The sequence below is a fragment of the Arthrobacter sp. MMS18-M83 genome, assembly GCF_026683955.1.
Lineage (GTDB): Bacteria > Actinomycetota > Actinomycetes > Actinomycetales > Micrococcaceae > Arthrobacter.
The window spans coordinates 3637313-3651218 of the sequence record NZ_CP113343.1 but is presented as its reverse complement, the minus strand read 5'-3'; the positions used below and the strand labels follow the sequence as shown (position 1 = coordinate 3651218).

General features: G+C 60.7%; 16 protein-coding genes and 1 tRNA gene. 8 read left to right on the top strand and 9 right to left on the bottom strand.

Annotated elements, in window-relative coordinates; translation table 11 throughout:
* Positions 1-137 precede the first annotated feature (137 nt).
* Entirely contained in the window at positions 138-923 is a 786-nt protein-coding gene (locus OW521_RS24425) for a sigma factor (protein ID WP_442781170.1), read from the bottom strand.
* 307 nt (positions 924-1230) lie between these two features.
* On the opposite strand from OW521_RS24425, the gene OW521_RS17345 reads away from it, so the two are divergent.
* A complete protein-coding gene (locus OW521_RS17345; protein ID WP_268020823.1) occupies positions 1231-1554 on the top strand; it encodes an ArsR/SmtB family transcription factor in 324 nt (107 codons plus the stop codon).
* Here the strand turns inward: OW521_RS17345 and OW521_RS17340 are convergent.
* On the bottom strand, positions 1508-2011 hold the full coding sequence (locus tag OW521_RS17340; RefSeq protein WP_268020822.1) for a hypothetical protein: 504 nt from the start codon (positions 2009-2011) through the stop codon (positions 1508-1510). The genes OW521_RS17345 and OW521_RS17340 overlap by 47 nt on opposite strands.
* Here OW521_RS17340 and OW521_RS24420 point away from each other — a divergent pair.
* The 4 genes from OW521_RS24420 (at position 1907) to OW521_RS17325 (ending at position 3955) form a co-directional block, all read left to right on the top strand.
* Positions 1907-2644, top strand: coding sequence for a winged helix-turn-helix domain-containing protein (locus tag OW521_RS24420; RefSeq protein WP_442781169.1), 738 nt, complete (start codon positions 1907-1909; stop codon positions 2642-2644). The genes OW521_RS17340 and OW521_RS24420 overlap by 105 nt on opposite strands.
* Positions 2550-2765 (top strand): helix-turn-helix domain-containing protein, encoded by a 216-nt coding sequence (locus tag OW521_RS17335; RefSeq protein WP_268020821.1) that lies wholly within the window; start codon positions 2550-2552, stop codon positions 2763-2765. The genes OW521_RS24420 and OW521_RS17335 overlap by 95 nt, the downstream gene beginning before the upstream one ends.
* Positions 2766-2984: 219 nt before the next feature.
* A complete protein-coding gene (locus tag OW521_RS17330; protein WP_268020820.1) occupies positions 2985-3620 on the top strand; it encodes a hypothetical protein in 636 nt (211 codons plus the stop codon).
* A 65-nt stretch (positions 3621-3685) separates the two neighbouring features.
* Complete coding sequence (locus tag OW521_RS17325) at positions 3686-3955, top strand: hypothetical protein (protein WP_326493972.1); 270 nt, start codon at positions 3686-3688, stop codon at positions 3953-3955.
* 289 nt (positions 3956-4244) lie between these two features.
* On the opposite strand, the gene OW521_RS17320 is transcribed toward OW521_RS17325, so the two are convergent.
* From OW521_RS17320 to galU, 7 genes are all read right to left on the bottom strand, one after another.
* Complete coding sequence (locus tag OW521_RS17320; RefSeq protein WP_268020818.1) at positions 4245-7106, bottom strand: hypothetical protein; 2862 nt, start codon at positions 7104-7106, stop codon at positions 4245-4247.
* Complete coding sequence (locus tag OW521_RS17315) at positions 7103-7771, bottom strand: hypothetical protein (protein ID WP_268020817.1); 669 nt, start codon at positions 7769-7771, stop codon at positions 7103-7105. Before OW521_RS17315 ends, OW521_RS17320 begins: the two co-directional genes overlap by 4 nt.
* Positions 7772-8354: 583 nt before the next feature.
* Positions 8355-8427: transfer RNA gene (locus OW521_RS17310), tRNA-Ala, on the bottom strand.
* Positions 8428-8458: 31 nt separating this feature from the next.
* Positions 8459-9259: an SDR family oxidoreductase gene (locus OW521_RS17305; protein WP_268020816.1), complete on the bottom strand. Its 801-nt coding sequence runs from the start codon at positions 9257-9259 to the stop codon at positions 8459-8461.
* A 6-nt stretch (positions 9260-9265) separates the two neighbouring features.
* Positions 9266-9991, bottom strand: coding sequence for a hypothetical protein (locus OW521_RS17300; RefSeq protein WP_326493971.1), 726 nt, complete (start codon positions 9989-9991; stop codon positions 9266-9268).
* Positions 9992-10299: 308 nt separating this feature from the next.
* Positions 10300-10920, bottom strand: coding sequence for a GNAT family N-acetyltransferase (locus OW521_RS17295; protein ID WP_268020815.1), 621 nt, complete (start codon positions 10918-10920; stop codon positions 10300-10302).
* 6 nt (positions 10921-10926) lie between these two features.
* Positions 10927-11838: a UTP--glucose-1-phosphate uridylyltransferase GalU gene (gene galU / locus OW521_RS17290; protein WP_268020813.1), complete on the bottom strand. Its 912-nt coding sequence runs from the start codon at positions 11836-11838 to the stop codon at positions 10927-10929.
* A 116-nt stretch (positions 11839-11954) separates the two neighbouring features.
* Here galU and OW521_RS17285 point away from each other — a divergent pair, with 116 nt between their 5' ends.
* The 3 genes from OW521_RS17285 to cpaB all read left to right on the top strand — a co-directional run bounded on the left by OW521_RS17285 (position 11955) and on the right by cpaB (position 13891).
* A complete protein-coding gene (locus tag OW521_RS17285; protein ID WP_268020812.1) occupies positions 11955-12560 on the top strand; it encodes a 5-formyltetrahydrofolate cyclo-ligase in 606 nt (201 codons plus the stop codon).
* A 157-nt stretch (positions 12561-12717) separates the two neighbouring features.
* The gene (locus OW521_RS17280) at positions 12718-12972 is read left to right on the top strand and encodes an FmdB family zinc ribbon protein (protein WP_268020811.1); all 255 of its coding nucleotides are present in this window, start codon (positions 12718-12720) and stop codon (positions 12970-12972) included.
* A 235-nt stretch (positions 12973-13207) separates the two neighbouring features.
* A complete protein-coding gene (gene cpaB, locus OW521_RS17275; protein ID WP_326493970.1) occupies positions 13208-13891 on the top strand; it encodes a Flp pilus assembly protein CpaB in 684 nt (227 codons plus the stop codon).
* Positions 13892-13906: the final 15 nt, after the last annotated feature.

The window sequence follows — 13906 nt, the reverse complement described above, 5'->3', positions numbered from 1 at the left end:
GCCAAGCTCAGAAGTACTAGGACGCTGATCCACAACGACCGCCTTTTCCCTGAGCCCAGCAGAATACGCCTCCGCAACAGCCCCATGTTTGCCTCCTCGTCCCCTTCATTGCAAGCAGTACGGGCTCACGACATGACTCAGGAGGCCGGCGCCATTCCATTCCGGAGAATCCTCCACGACGCTTGGTATAGGCGTCGGGCGAAGCCGATCTGCACAGCCACATAGCGTTCGGTAACTCCCAGCTCAGCGGCCAAGGATTCCACGGCTCGGCTTCTCTCCGGCCCACGAACATCTCGACGAACGATGCTGGACGCAACTCGGCGGAGGACTGGCGTCGGCAAGCATTCAACAGCATGCCGGCAAACGTCCTCGATGCTTTGAAGCTCAGAAGGCTCCACGTCCAGAGCCCTTTGAACAGTCCGCGCCGTCTGGCGGACTACTGTCACCGCATGCCATCTGCGGCGGTCCTGTGGCGAGGGCGGTCCGTACCGCCGAGGCCCGTTGAGGCTGTCTAGGGCAAGCTCCCAGACCCCCTCATGAACGCTGGCGTGGGTCAGGGCGATAATTGTTCGCGCCCACTCCTGGTCGATAACCCCTTCGGCGCCTCTGTCCCAGTTCCGGTCGATAGCCAAGAGAGCGAGCGCGTCAGACGAAGCCGGGCCGTCAACGCAGCTTGGTTCGACCAGTAGCGGTAGCGTCTGATGTGACAGTTCGCGACGGATATGCGCCGCGCACACATTGGCAGTCACCCCCTGTACCCACGCGCCAAACCGCACCCCGGGGAGCTGACGGTAGTGGCCGCGGGCGACCCCGTCCCAGACGGCCACTCGGACGTCTTGCATGACGTCGTCCACGTCACTCGCCCGGCCGATGCGGGATAGGTGGGAAACAACGTAACGTCGCACCCCCTCGACGGCCGTCATGATCTGGTCAACCGGGATTGGTACAGGCTCGGGAGGCCTGGATAGAGAAACATCAATGGTCGCTGGCGTTGGTTGTTTCTGTTGGGCTTGATTTGCCCTGGCATCGACACTCATGGTCTTCACCGTTTCGACAAACAGATTCAGATGAGTCCGGCGCCGGAACCGCCGGCGCCTAAGAGGGGTGACACCCAGAATCGACCCCACCCACAATCGCAACAAAGCTATGCAAACTATTGTCAAGAATAATTAAAGTATCGTCAAGACTGCGAGTCTTACTTTTCTCTACGCGTTCGGTAAGAATGGTTCCATGCCGCGGATTACCCAGCCCCACGACGACGCTTGGTCGTCCGACGTCGAGGCTGCCGTCGCGACCTTCGGCAATAGGTCGCGGAACGAAATCCTCCGCTATCTTTCAGCGCACGGCCCGGCAACCCGCGGAGACATCGTGGATGCGGTGAGTGCCGGCGAGCCAAGCGTGGCCAAACACCTCCTGGCCCTTGAAGAGTCTGGAGCGATCATCGTCGATGTGGAACCCGGTCGGAGGCACGGCCGCTCACCGCGATACTCAGCCAACTCTGAGCGCATCAAGGAACTACTGGCGGCTCATCTTCAGTATCTGCTGGAGGAATAGCCGCAGCGCGTTCCCCTTCCGGGTGGAGCCCGATGTCCCTATTGAGGAATTCGGAGATCGCGCGCAGCGTTTCCGGCGACACATCCCCTAGGGTTCGAGCAGCAAAAGACTTGACCCGGGCCGCACGGAGGGACTTGACGAACTCAAGCTGGGAATCGATGCGTTCAGGCAAAACGGCGTCACCTCCTACCAAATAGGAGGGATCGACGTTAAAGATGTCGCACAGGCCGGTCAGGAGAACCGGGTCTGTGACCAGTCGACCGGAGCCTTCCTTCATGTAAAACCAGCGGGCCCGGGAGAGTTTGATGCCCCTGGCGGCGAGTTCCGATTGAACTTCTTTGAAAGTCACCGGATGCCCGCGCTCGGCAACGACGACGTCGAGCAACAGATTCAGACGGCGGGCAAGTTGCGCCTGGGGAGACAACGAGTCGCCACGCCGTGTCCCGTCTTCTCGCATTACCCACTCCTCATCGCCTGCCGGCGCCGGACAGCTCCGCTCGAACTCGAGTCTCTGGATCCCAGTATTCCGCGAGTGGGATGCCCGAGCAATCAACAAGGGGATTCGCGCGGGGTCCTTCCAACACGGCATCGCGAAGCGTACCCTGCTGCTGTAGACCCGTCTACAGCAACTCATCCTTCATCAATACTCTGGCTGTTGGTCTCCATGTCGAACATCTTGATGAATAGAACGCGAAGTCGGATTGTCAGGTTCCTGGTCAGAAACGGACCGGCCACGTGCACCGAAATTTCAACTGAGCTCCAAGCATCGTCGTCGACTATTCGCCGCCACCTCAATTTGCTGCGTCGTGCCGGTCTCGTACAACAATCCTCCGGGGAGTTCGACGCCTCCCCCGAACAAGTCCAGCGTCAAATCCATGACTTGGGCGCGAGCTTCCACCACACCGTCATGCCGCCTAGCTCGTCTGTTCCCATGAACGAGGAACACACCTGGCCCTTCTGCCAGCGATCAACCCTCGGACATGACGGAGACACTGATGACCACGACGCCAGAACGCAGCATCACGACAGAGTCTGCCGACGAACAATGGCTGACCCCGAAGGACATCTGCACCCAGTTGCAGATTCCTGAGCAGACCTTTTACCAGTGGCGTGTGAAGCACCTCGGGCCCCGCGCCTACCGAATCGGCAGACATCTCCGGATCAGCCGTAGCGACTTCAACTTGTGGTTGTCCTCTCGCTTAGAAGCTTAGATGTCCCCGCGACCACCGCTCCCACTCGGGACGTGGGGCAAAATCCGGCGCCAAAAGATCCCAGGCGGCAGATGGCGGGCCACTGCCAGATACCGCGACACAGACGGAATAACTCGCGCCGCTGAAGCCTGGGGGGACACCGGCGCTGCTGCAGAACGCGCTCTCGTGTCGATGTTCAAGGATCGCCAGGCTCCGATTCAATCCGAGATCAATCGTGGCATGCGTCTGTCGGAGCTAAGCGGTCTGTGGTTCGCCGAGATCGAAAGCAGCGGCCGCGCCGGTCGGCGGACCATCGACGGTTACAAGGACACCTACAACCGTGTCATAGCACCTGCCCTGTCAGGGCTGCGACTGAATGAACTTACTACCGGCCGTCTCGACCGCTTCTTGAAGAACGTTGCGGCTGACCACCCGGCCACCGCACGACACTCGAAGATCGTTCTCACAGGAATCATCGGGCTGGCCGTAAGACACGATGCCCTCCACAGCAATCCGATTCGTGACGTCGGACCCATCAAGATCGCTACGAAGAACGTCAAAGCCCTCTCCGTCAAAGATGTTCAGAAGCTCCGTACGATCATCCGCGACTGGCAGAACGACGGTGCCCATCAGGGACGGCCGCGGACAACAGATCTGCTTGATGTGCTCGACATCTTCCTGGCAACCGGTGCCCGCATTGGCGAGGTCCTTGCTATCCGGTGGCAAGACATCGACCTGCAAGCAAAGCCACCAACCATCACAATCTCTGGGACAGTTGTCATGGAAAAGGGCCGAGGTGCCTATCGGCAAGACCACCCCAAGACAAAAGCCGGTTTCAGGACCATGAAGCTCCCCCTTTCGCCGCGCATACGCTAGAGCGCAAGTACGCGGCCGAACAGCCCGAGCCCGAGGACATGTTGTTCCCCTCGTCGACGGGAACGGTGCGCAGCCCACACAACTTCCGCAGACAGTGGCGGGACGCACGCGCCGGCTCCCCCTATGAATGGGTTACCCCGCACGTATTCCGAAAGTCAGTCGCAACGCTCATCGACCAGGAATACAGCTCGAAACATGCCGCGGCACAGCTCGGCCATTCAGGAACCGCCATTACGGAAAAGCACTACATCGCCAAGGCCACGGAATCCCCGGATCTTACTGCTGCGCTTGAGCGGTTTGGTGGCCGGGAAGCTTACGGCGGTCCGACGGCCTAAGGTCTAGAGACGAGCTTCTCCGTCGAGGGAAAATCCTCAAAGGTGGGGTGGGCATCGCCGTCTCAATACATCGGGTTGGCCCAAACAGGCGATACGTGGCCCCCTTACCCAGGAGGGCCTTCATGGTGTACATCCTGGGAAGCTATCCGAAACTACGGGGCGCTGAGATATCAGGGTCTTCAGCCACTGTGGTCGAAGTGGTGCCCGACGAGGTGAAACACGAGCGGCATTAGACGCAATTGCGTCGTATGCCGCAGAGCCCACCGCGGGATGTGCTCGGGCTACGACGCTAGTCCTTTACGTCGTCTGCAGTGACGGAGCCTTCAAGCACCGCGTTGACTTCCGACTTGAGCGTAAGGTAGCCCTCAGCTCCCAGCTTGTTCATGAACACCTCGGCTTTGCTCTTCAGAGCGTCATCGCCAGATCGGATCGCGTTCGCAATTACCACCGGAACCGCGTTCTGGGTGAGATCGTAGGAAACCATCCCGGGCTGGTCGTGACCGCCGAGCAGCTGCTGGAGAACAGCGAGAGCGTTCTTCGGGTCCGCGCCCGAAGCCTGAGCGAGCTCCTTGCCGATGATGAATCGCGAGGATACGAGGCCTGGCTCGAGTTCTATTACTGTCCTCAGTCGTGGCAGCCACCACTCGGTGGCGAACTTGTTCCCCTTCGCAAGCCAGTAGAAGTCTTTGAGTTCTTCCCGGTCGTCCGGGTGATCTTCAACATGGTGGATGCGTTCGTCCCATAGGTGGGCAAACCGGTCGCGGATCGCGTTGTCTACCGTATCCGCGTGGAACAACGACCACGCCACTCTGCCCATCGAATCGCCCCGCACGGCGGCATCGGCCGCGGCGAAGAATGTGTTGACCAACGAATCATCAAAGGTCTTGTGCCCGTAGATCAACGCGTCGATGACCCATTCGCCGATCCGCTGTAATGGACTGAATTCGCGCCGCCATCCCGCCTCGATCGACCCGCCGGCTGTTACAGCAGCGACCATAGAACTGCTGAGCAGATCGTACATGTCGCGGTGGTAGTAGTGAGTTGCGATTGCAGTCGACAACACGATTTGCTGCGCAGAGGAGACGCCTTGATCGGATCCGACGAGCTGTTCGAGATGTGCGTTCAGCCAAACAGGAACACCGACAAGGAGCCTGCTCAGGCCTTCCCCAACTACAGCACGTCCAGCGCCATACTTGTCGGTGCGGGCAACCTCGATCTCCAGCGCAGCCAATGCAGCCTGTGCCCAGGGCGCATCCGTTCCATGTCCAGCTAGATAGATCAGGCCCCGCAGTCTGACGGGCCATTGCCAATTGAGTGAAATAGTGAGCGGATCCATTCCACTCTCGCGGTCGGCGTCGTATTCTGTCCAGGCCGTCTCGTCGGCAGCGTCGCTGATTAGGAGCTCAGCAAATCTCTCAAGCTCGCCAGATGGCACCAGCTCGTGCTCGCGCTTGCGAACCAGTTGCACAAGCAGACTGACCGCAGCTGCCTTCGCCCAACGGAAGTCTCGATCGTCGTCAAAGTCCCGGCCTTCGACCGGGAAGTCAGACCTGTCCGAGTGCATGAGTACGCCTTTGATGAGCTCCGACGTCTGGCCCCAGTCCAGCGCGAGGTCGGCCTTCAGCGCGGCTTCCCAACCCTGCAAAATCGCCCGTAGGTATGTTGGGCGCAGACGGTCGACGAGGTCGCTCGTGCCGGCGATTGCCATGGGGGTCGTTGTTAGCAGGCTGGTTAGCTCGCGTCCTTGGCCTTCGTGCGAAGGTTCGGGCCCCCAACCTTGCCCGGTGTAACGCCAGCTCTCGAGATGGCCGAGGAGCTCGGTGGGACTCATTGCAGCCATCTCATCGGCCGAGATGGGGGTGTTTGGTCCGCCCCAGCGCATACGGGTGACTGGCGGAGCAAGCGGGTCCTCAATCACGCCAAGTCTGGCGTCAAGGTCAGCGAGCACAGGCCGCAGGTCAGCCGGAAGCGCATCGTCTCCGATCGCCGCAAACCAGCGATGCCTCCAGCCCGAAAGGTACGACTCAACCCTTTCCTCGACCGCTTCCGGAGTCTCATCAGGGTCCTTGCGGAGACGCTCCCGAAGATCCTCAACACCCACCGATGGCCCCCTTGCCAGGAAATCCGACAGAGGTTCGAGAGCCGCGCGATCAACATAGGCAACTCCCCGAGCGAGCTCCCCGTACTCGATAAGGCATGAATCGTCACGGGACTCGTCATCGAAAAGAAGCTCGGTCGCCGCGGTAACGAGACTATCGGTCCGTTCCTCGGTCAGTCCCGCCGATTCAAGCGCTGCAGCGGCTGCGAAGAGAGCGAGCTTGCGCGTGAGGACCGTTCGGGATGCAAGAAGTGAGGTTTTAGCCTTCGCCGGATCAACGAGCATGGCCTTCACGGCGGCGTCGCGTACTCCGTCAATCAGAGACTGCTCAACGGAGCCGTGGACACTGAGACCGGAACGTGTCCGGATCGAATCTCGAGACAAAACGGTGAAGTCGGACGCCTCGGTTACACGGCCGCTCTCACGTTCATAAGCCGTGAGCCATGGGAGAACGACATACAGACCGTCATCGCCAAGCGCCTCAACAACTCGAGGAAGACCGTCCTCGTACCAGTAGTCCTCAAGAAACGTCTTCGGAGCTCGGCTATCCCCCGCCGGCCCGGGGCGGAAGAGTACGTTCGTGACCCACCTTCCCGTCGTGACTTCTCCGCCGTCGAGCAAGTTACACGCGAAGTCGACGATCTCGCGTGGATCGCTCCGCCAGCCCCAACCGGTGGGCAGCCAAGCCTTGAGCACTGTCTTGAGCCGTGCTGCTTCACCGGCGGGTACGAGTGCGCCGATGGTGAAGGCTGCCCTCCGGACCCAGGAGTTGCTGCTCGCCGAGAGCTTCGAGATGATGCCAATGACGGCCTCCGGCTCCTGGTGTGCGACCCGGATAAGATAATCAAGTTCCGGCCAGTAGATGTCGCGGGTTAGGCCGTCGTCGGTCTTCTCCGGCTCCGGAGGATTGGTGAACAGGGCCTTCTTGGCAAGGGGCTCAAGCCAGAGCGGATTCTTCAGGCCCTCGAAGAACGCGCGGCGAAGCTGTGGTGTGAGGAGCCGTCGGACGGCTTCATCGACCTGCTCGCTCGTCGGGTTTTGGTAGTTCATCATGCTTCACCTCCTGCGTCAGCGGCGTTCGCTGCAGCCAGTATGTCCTCGATCGCGTCGAGGTTCGCGAAAAAGAGTCCAGCCCGAGTCTCGATGACGTCCTCGACGATCCGCAGATTTGCAAGGATGACGACGTCGGTGGGTGCATCGCGGTCGCCGTCCTCCTTACGGTCCAGGTGCGTCCACCTTGCGAAGAACCGCTGTGCCGACATCCACTGCCGTATCGCCGGATGTTTGTCGTCCGAGCCATCCGTGATGAACGCAATCGCGAGGCGCCGATTCCGGCCCTGTTCCTGGGCAACCGACTTGATCAGCTCGTCGAGGGTCTTCGCCGCCTTATTGGGAACAGGAACTGATTCTTGGTCGTCGTCCACCGCAAGATCGACTTTTTTGAGAAGGTCCGGTAAACGATTCTTTAGAGCATCGGAGTTTGGATCCGGCCGCGGAATATCAATTCCCGACATCGCCGAGGGGACACCATTCATGAGCTCGCGCACGCAGTGACATATGACCGACACCCGCGCCAATTCGAACCCGGAAACAGGAGCAACAGCAAGCGTCTCGATCGCCGCGTGGTAGATCCCGGCAAGTTTCGCGCTTCGGCTACTTCGCAACGCTTCGAGCACGCGGGTCTGACGCACGTCACGCTCAGCGCCGCCTACCATCATTCGCCTCCCCGGCCACTAAGACCAGCACTTTTCTCGTTGACCTCCACTCCGGCGGAGTAGTTCTTTGAAGCGAGCCGGGAGACCCGGATACCCAGCACGCAAGACTTTAGGTCCCAAAACGTTGCCGCTGTCGCGCCGATCATTCGTGATCCGCCAGATCGGCTGGTGGAGATCACGGAGTGTCGCGCTACGTCGGTCTTTGCAGCCATCTCCTTGTTTGGGCTCTCTCGCACCTTCGGGGGTCATTTTGCTCGGGCCTGTGGTTCCAAAGTTATCAGCAGCCACAGACATGGCAGCACAGGGCACTACTCAACACAGGTCAAAAAGCACTTATCCACAATGCCGGAGCTCGCCTCAACTCGGGAGCGATGTGCGTGTCGGATAGCGGCGCCGTTCCCCATGCCAGTTCGTTGCTCCTGGAGTCTTCGGGGCGTTACCGCCAAGTTGAAGAACATTGAAAGATCGCCATCGTCTGCCACCGTTTTTCATCCCAAAACGTTGGGTAAACGTCGGGTTGGCCCCTTTTTCGCCGCGAAAAAGGCCCTCCGTCCCCACGTTTCCGCAGGTCAAAGGGCCTTCACTGTGGAGCTAAGGAGATTCGAACTCCTGACCTCTTCGATGCGAACGAAGCGCTCTACCAACTGAGCTATAGCCCCTGGTCAACCGCGTGGTGCCAGTGCCCCTAGGCTACAAACTATCTTGGCGCTTTGCCAACCAGGACTCGAACGTGTCCGTCCCGGTTCGTTCGTTTGGGACCAAATTCAGCCCGCTCCGAAGGAATTTGCCCATCGCCCCGGGCAACGGAACCTGCACAATCCGTCCAGTGTGGCCCGAAGCCGTTCGCCAGATCTCAGCGAGTTCACGCATGGTCCGGATGTCCGGCCCGCCGATCGTCCGAGTCCGATGCCGGACGGTCGAAGCCTCCCCCAAGGCTTCGGCAAGCAACACGGAAGCCACATCGGACGGGGAAATCGTTTGAAAGCGCGCGCCCTTGAAGACCGGAATAAGGCGGAGTTTCGCTCCGGCCTGGAAAACCGCCGTCACGAGGCTGTGAAATTGGGTGGCCCGCACTACGACAGTCTCAAGCGCCGACCGCGCGTATACGCGTTCTTTCTCGGCTTTGGAAACATAAAAGGCGGCATTGCTCTTGTCGCAGTTGATGATCGAAAGGAGGACCGCCTTGCGGACGCCCGCACCGGTGGCCGCGGCGAGCAGGCGCGCACCGCCGTCGGCGAAATTCTTGCGGGCTTTGCCGAACTGGCCTTCCAGGCAGTCGATCACGACGTCGGCCCCTTGCAGGGCCTCTGCCAAGCCAGCGCCCGTGGTGACGTCCGCCTGAAAGTAGCGGACGCCGTCGTGATGGGCCTTTGAAGTGCCCGACGGCGGGCGTCTGCTCAGTGCCGTCACGTCGAGTCCGGCGTCCAGCGCCAAACGGACGACTTCACGGCCCACCTGCCCTGTGCCACCTGCTACGCAGACGGAAGTCATGCCCGGCTATGCCCGGCGGCGCTGGAGGACGTCGTCAAGGTTGCTGAGGGCGCTCTGAGGCTTGACCTGCTGCGCCTGGATCGCGGGGTCAGTGGACGGGGCGCTGGTTTGCTTCAACGTGGGCCTGCCGAGGGGTTTGGGGGCCTCAGGCAAATCGAGGGGTTCCGGGGCCGGCCGCGGTGCCTTTGCAGCGTCAACGTAGGTTGGTTTGGGCACGTCGACCGGCTGCCACTCAGCGTCCTTGGCCCCGTCTGCAAAACGGACGGTGTTATCGCCAGCGGCGACGGCAACGTTGAGCGCGGCTTGACGAAGTTCGACGGCGGTCAGGCGGTTCGTTTCGCGGGAATGGGCTTCCGCATCGAATATCTTGGTCGCCGGGCGGTCCGCTGCCTTCGTGGTGGTGCCGGGATTCTCAACGGTGGGACCCATGGCGTTGCGGAAGGCCGCGTTCATCTTCGCCCTGCGGTCCCTGATGGCCAGGCGGCGGAGAATGAAGACAGTTCCAACGACACCAACTATGGAGACCAACGGCAGCCAGGCCGAAACAAGGTCGAAAATACGCAAGATGCCGGAAACGGCCGCTGTGAGCAACAGGAGAAGGCCAGCAAGGGCAAGGGCACAGCGCCCATATCTGACTTTGAAGACCGAGGGATCCGTTGCAGCATCACGCCGTTCGCCGGAGCCGGCGGATTCCGTTGGCAATGCGGTTGCGGTGCTCTGCATGGTTTCCATTGCTTTCTCCTGCCGAGGGGCAATTGACAGAACCACCCCGGATTGCAGTTCGTGAGCGTCATCTTCACTGTCATCCACTGGCACGTCACCGGCGACCTGGACGTGCAGGCGGCGGTTCCGCAACATGTATGGCGCAACCCAAACGATCCACAGCGCCACAGCAATCACCAATATCACTGAGCTGCTGAGAGGGAAGTCCACAATCAAAACCGTAGAAGCAAATACGCAGGGGCCACCGCATTCCCCGCGGTGTGTCGTCGGAGAGTCGGCAAATCAATGGATTTATGACAGTCGTTCACCCAAACGGACTAATTGGCTTCGCGCCCAAGCCAAGCAGCCAGCAAGCCTCCCGGGACCTCTTCCGAGGTCAGGGCAAAGCTTCTATGGTCAGCCCATTCTCCATTGATGTGAAGGAAACGCTCACGGCGCCCCTCGTCGCGGAATCCAAGCTTCTCAACAACGCGCAGGCTCGGCCCATTTTCGGGTCTGATGTTGATCTCCATCCGGTGCAAGCCGAGGGTCGCGAAGCAATGGTCGGTGGCCAGGGCAACCGCGGTGGGAGCAATCCCGCGCCCTGCCCTCGCCTGATCTACCCAGTAGCCAAGGGTGGCGGTCATCGCCGATCCCCAAACAATGGAAGAGACCGTCAACTGCCCTACAATCCTGGGCTCGTGATACCCCGGAATGCGTTCCGTGATGACAAAAGGAAGGGCACTCGCCTGCCGGGCCTGGAGGTTGAGGGAAGCCACCATCTGCCGGTAGTTTGGTAGGCGGCCACCAGGGGCCGGGTTGGAGGCTTCCCAGGGGGCGAGCCAGTCACTATTGCGCGAGCGGACTTCGGTCCATTCCTTCTTGTCCCGGTAGCGAATGGGCCGCAAAATGAGGTCGCCACATTCAAGCGTCACCGGCCAAATGGCCGATCCCCACACGAGGAACTACTTGCTGAGACTGTCGGCAAAGCCCGGCAGCCACTCGCGCAAGCCGGGTCCGAGGTCTTCACTGTCGCATGCCAGCTGGACACAGGCTTTAAGGTAGCTGAGCTTGTCTCCGGTGTCGTACCGGCGACCGCGGAAGACCACTCCGTAGACACCGCTGCCTTCGCCCTCGCCGGCAGCCAGAACCTGGAGGGCATCCGTCAGCTGGATCTCTCCTCCACGGCCAGGCTCGGTTTGCTCGAGAACGTCGAACACCGAGGGGTGAAGCACATAGCGACCAATCACGGCCAAGTTGGAGGGAGCTTCGTCGACAGAAGGCTTTTCCACAAGTTGCTTGATGCGGACGTAGCCGTCTTCGCCGATGTCCTCGATGTCGGCGCAGCCATAGGCGCTGATCTGGGACGGCTCCACCTCAATGAGGGCTATGACGGATCCACCGGTCTTGTGCTGGACCTCAATCATGTCGCTGAGGAGAGTGTCCCGCGCATCGATGAGGTCGTCGCCAAGGAGGACTGCGAAAGGTTCGTAGCCGACGTGTTGCTTTGCGCGCAGCACCGCATGGCCCAGGCCTTTGGGATCACCCTGGCGAACATAGTGAATGTCACCGAGGTTGCTAGTAGCCTGAACCGAGTCCAGCTTGACGGTGTCTCCCTTGGCCTCAAGGGTCGCTTCCAAGGCCGGCACGCGGTCGAAGTGGTCCTCCAATGCGCGCTTGTTGCGGCCCGTGATCATGAGGATGTCATTGAGGCCCACGCTCACGGCTTCTTCGACAACATACTGGATGGCCGGCTTGTCGACTACCGGGAGCATCTCCTTGGGCATCGCCTTGGTGACAGGCAGGAATCTGGTACCGAGCCCCGCAACGGGGATAACGGCCTTGCGGACAGCGCTAGCGCAGCTATTGGAAGTCACCGGACTAATCTAACGGAAGGAACTGGACATTAGGCAAAAGTACGCCGATGGAGGAAAGAGGGGCCGACGTTTCCCAACATCCCCGGCGCCAGGCAGACGGAAGAACTGGAGCGAAAGTGACTTTGAAAGACGATATCCGTCAGGGGCACCGCAACCGTCGGCGCGCCCTGACAGTACAGCAGCGCGCCGACGCCGGAATAGGCATTGCCCGCCGTGGCCTCTCATGGGCCGATGCTGTTGCCCACGGGAGACAGGCGACTTTTGCCGCCTATGTGGGGGTGGCAGCCGAACCGCCAACAATGCCCTTGCTCGAAGCGCTCCATGCCGTTGGGCACAGGATTCTTCTTCCGGTCTGTGAACCGGAGCGCCGCCTGAGCTGGGTGTATTGGACCCCGGAGACGACCTTTGCCCGCTCAAGGTATGCCCCCATCGATGAGCCCGTAGGCGAACGATTCGACAGTGACGTCGTCAGGGATGCGGCCGGAATCTTCCTTCCGGCTACTGCAGTCGACGAAGGCGGCAACCGCATTGGCCAGGGCGGCGGATATTACGACCGACTCCTCGACAAGTTGGACGCAACCGGACAGCGTCCCCCGACTATCGCCGTCGTATATGACGATGAGGTCCTGCCGGCAGGCACCATCCCTGCCGAACCTTTCGACAAGCCCGTGCCAGAGGCACTTACCCCCCGGCGCGTCGTCGGGCTAACCCACGCCGACTGAACCGCCCTTCGGGCCCTTTGTTCCTCCACCACATTCCTTGGTGGAGACTCCGATGTCGGATGATAGAATTGGCACTCAGGCCCTTGGACTGCTAATGGATAGAACAATCCGCAAATGCAGCGCAGGACCTGTAGTTCGTCCCGGAGGAGGATTGCCAGTGCCCACATATGCCTATGCCTGCAAAGACTGCGGCCACGCCTTTGACATTGTTCAGGCCTTCACAGACAGCTCCCTGTCTGACTGCCCCGAATGCCAAGGATCCTTGCGCAAGAAATTCAACAGCGTGGGCGTCGTCTTCAAGGGATCGGGCTTCTACCGTACGGACTCCCGGGACTCAAAGGGCAGCGCCGTTTCCGCTGCGCCAGCGGCATCCCCGGCTCCAGCGTCGGTTCCGGCGGCCGCCGCCAGCTGATTTGCGGTTTTCCACTTGATACCGCTTTTCCACATAGCTCATTAAGACCCTGTCACCGGACTACTCGCACGGTTAGCGTGGCAGCATGCCAGCTACCCCGTTTGCATCCCAAGGCCCCCCTTCAGCGGGGTCTTCTTCGATTCCACGCAATAGCCGCCCCGCGCCGGTCACCAGTGCCATCCCTCGCACTATTCTGGCTCTTCCACGGGGAGCCCGCGTCCCTGGCCCCCTCCCGGTGCATTCCAAGCACCACAGGCTGGGCAGCTGGCTGAACCGCAACCGCCGCCTCATGGTGGCACTCCTGCTGTGTGTCGCCGCCGGGATTGTGGTCCACCAGCTGACTCCTGCTTCTGAACAACGGGTGACGGTTCTGGCCGCGGCCAGGGATCTTGCGGCCGGGTCCACCTTGGCAGATTCCGACCTCAAACCTCTTGAAGTTCTTCCCGGAGGAGCTCCCGCCGGAGCACTCACCTCTGGCTTTGAATACAGAGGGAAGCAGCTTGCTTCACCCCTTCAGAAAGGGCAGGTCCCCACGGACGCCCAATTCCTGGGTCCGGGTCTGCTGACCGGCGCCGCGCCGGCAACAGCAGCCGTTCCACTGCGTATGGCCGATCCCGCTTCAATCCAGCTTGTTTCCCCGGGCCAGTTGGTCAACGTTGTGCTCACGGCAGCTGATGGATTTGAAGGGCCTGCCAAGAAATCCGAACTCCTGGCTGCGGCCGTCCCGGTTTTGTGGACGTCGGCAAATGGAGGCAAGGCCAGCCAGTGGCTAGGTACGAACGAGTCCGATGGCCTCGTGGTTGTCGCCGCGAATCCGCAACAGGCAGAAATCCTGGCCGGAGCTTCCACTCGGGGGAAATTGTTCTTTGTCTTGGTCAATCCTGCGGGCACCCGGCAAACCGAAACTCCTCGTGGATAGTCAGGCTCATCGTGG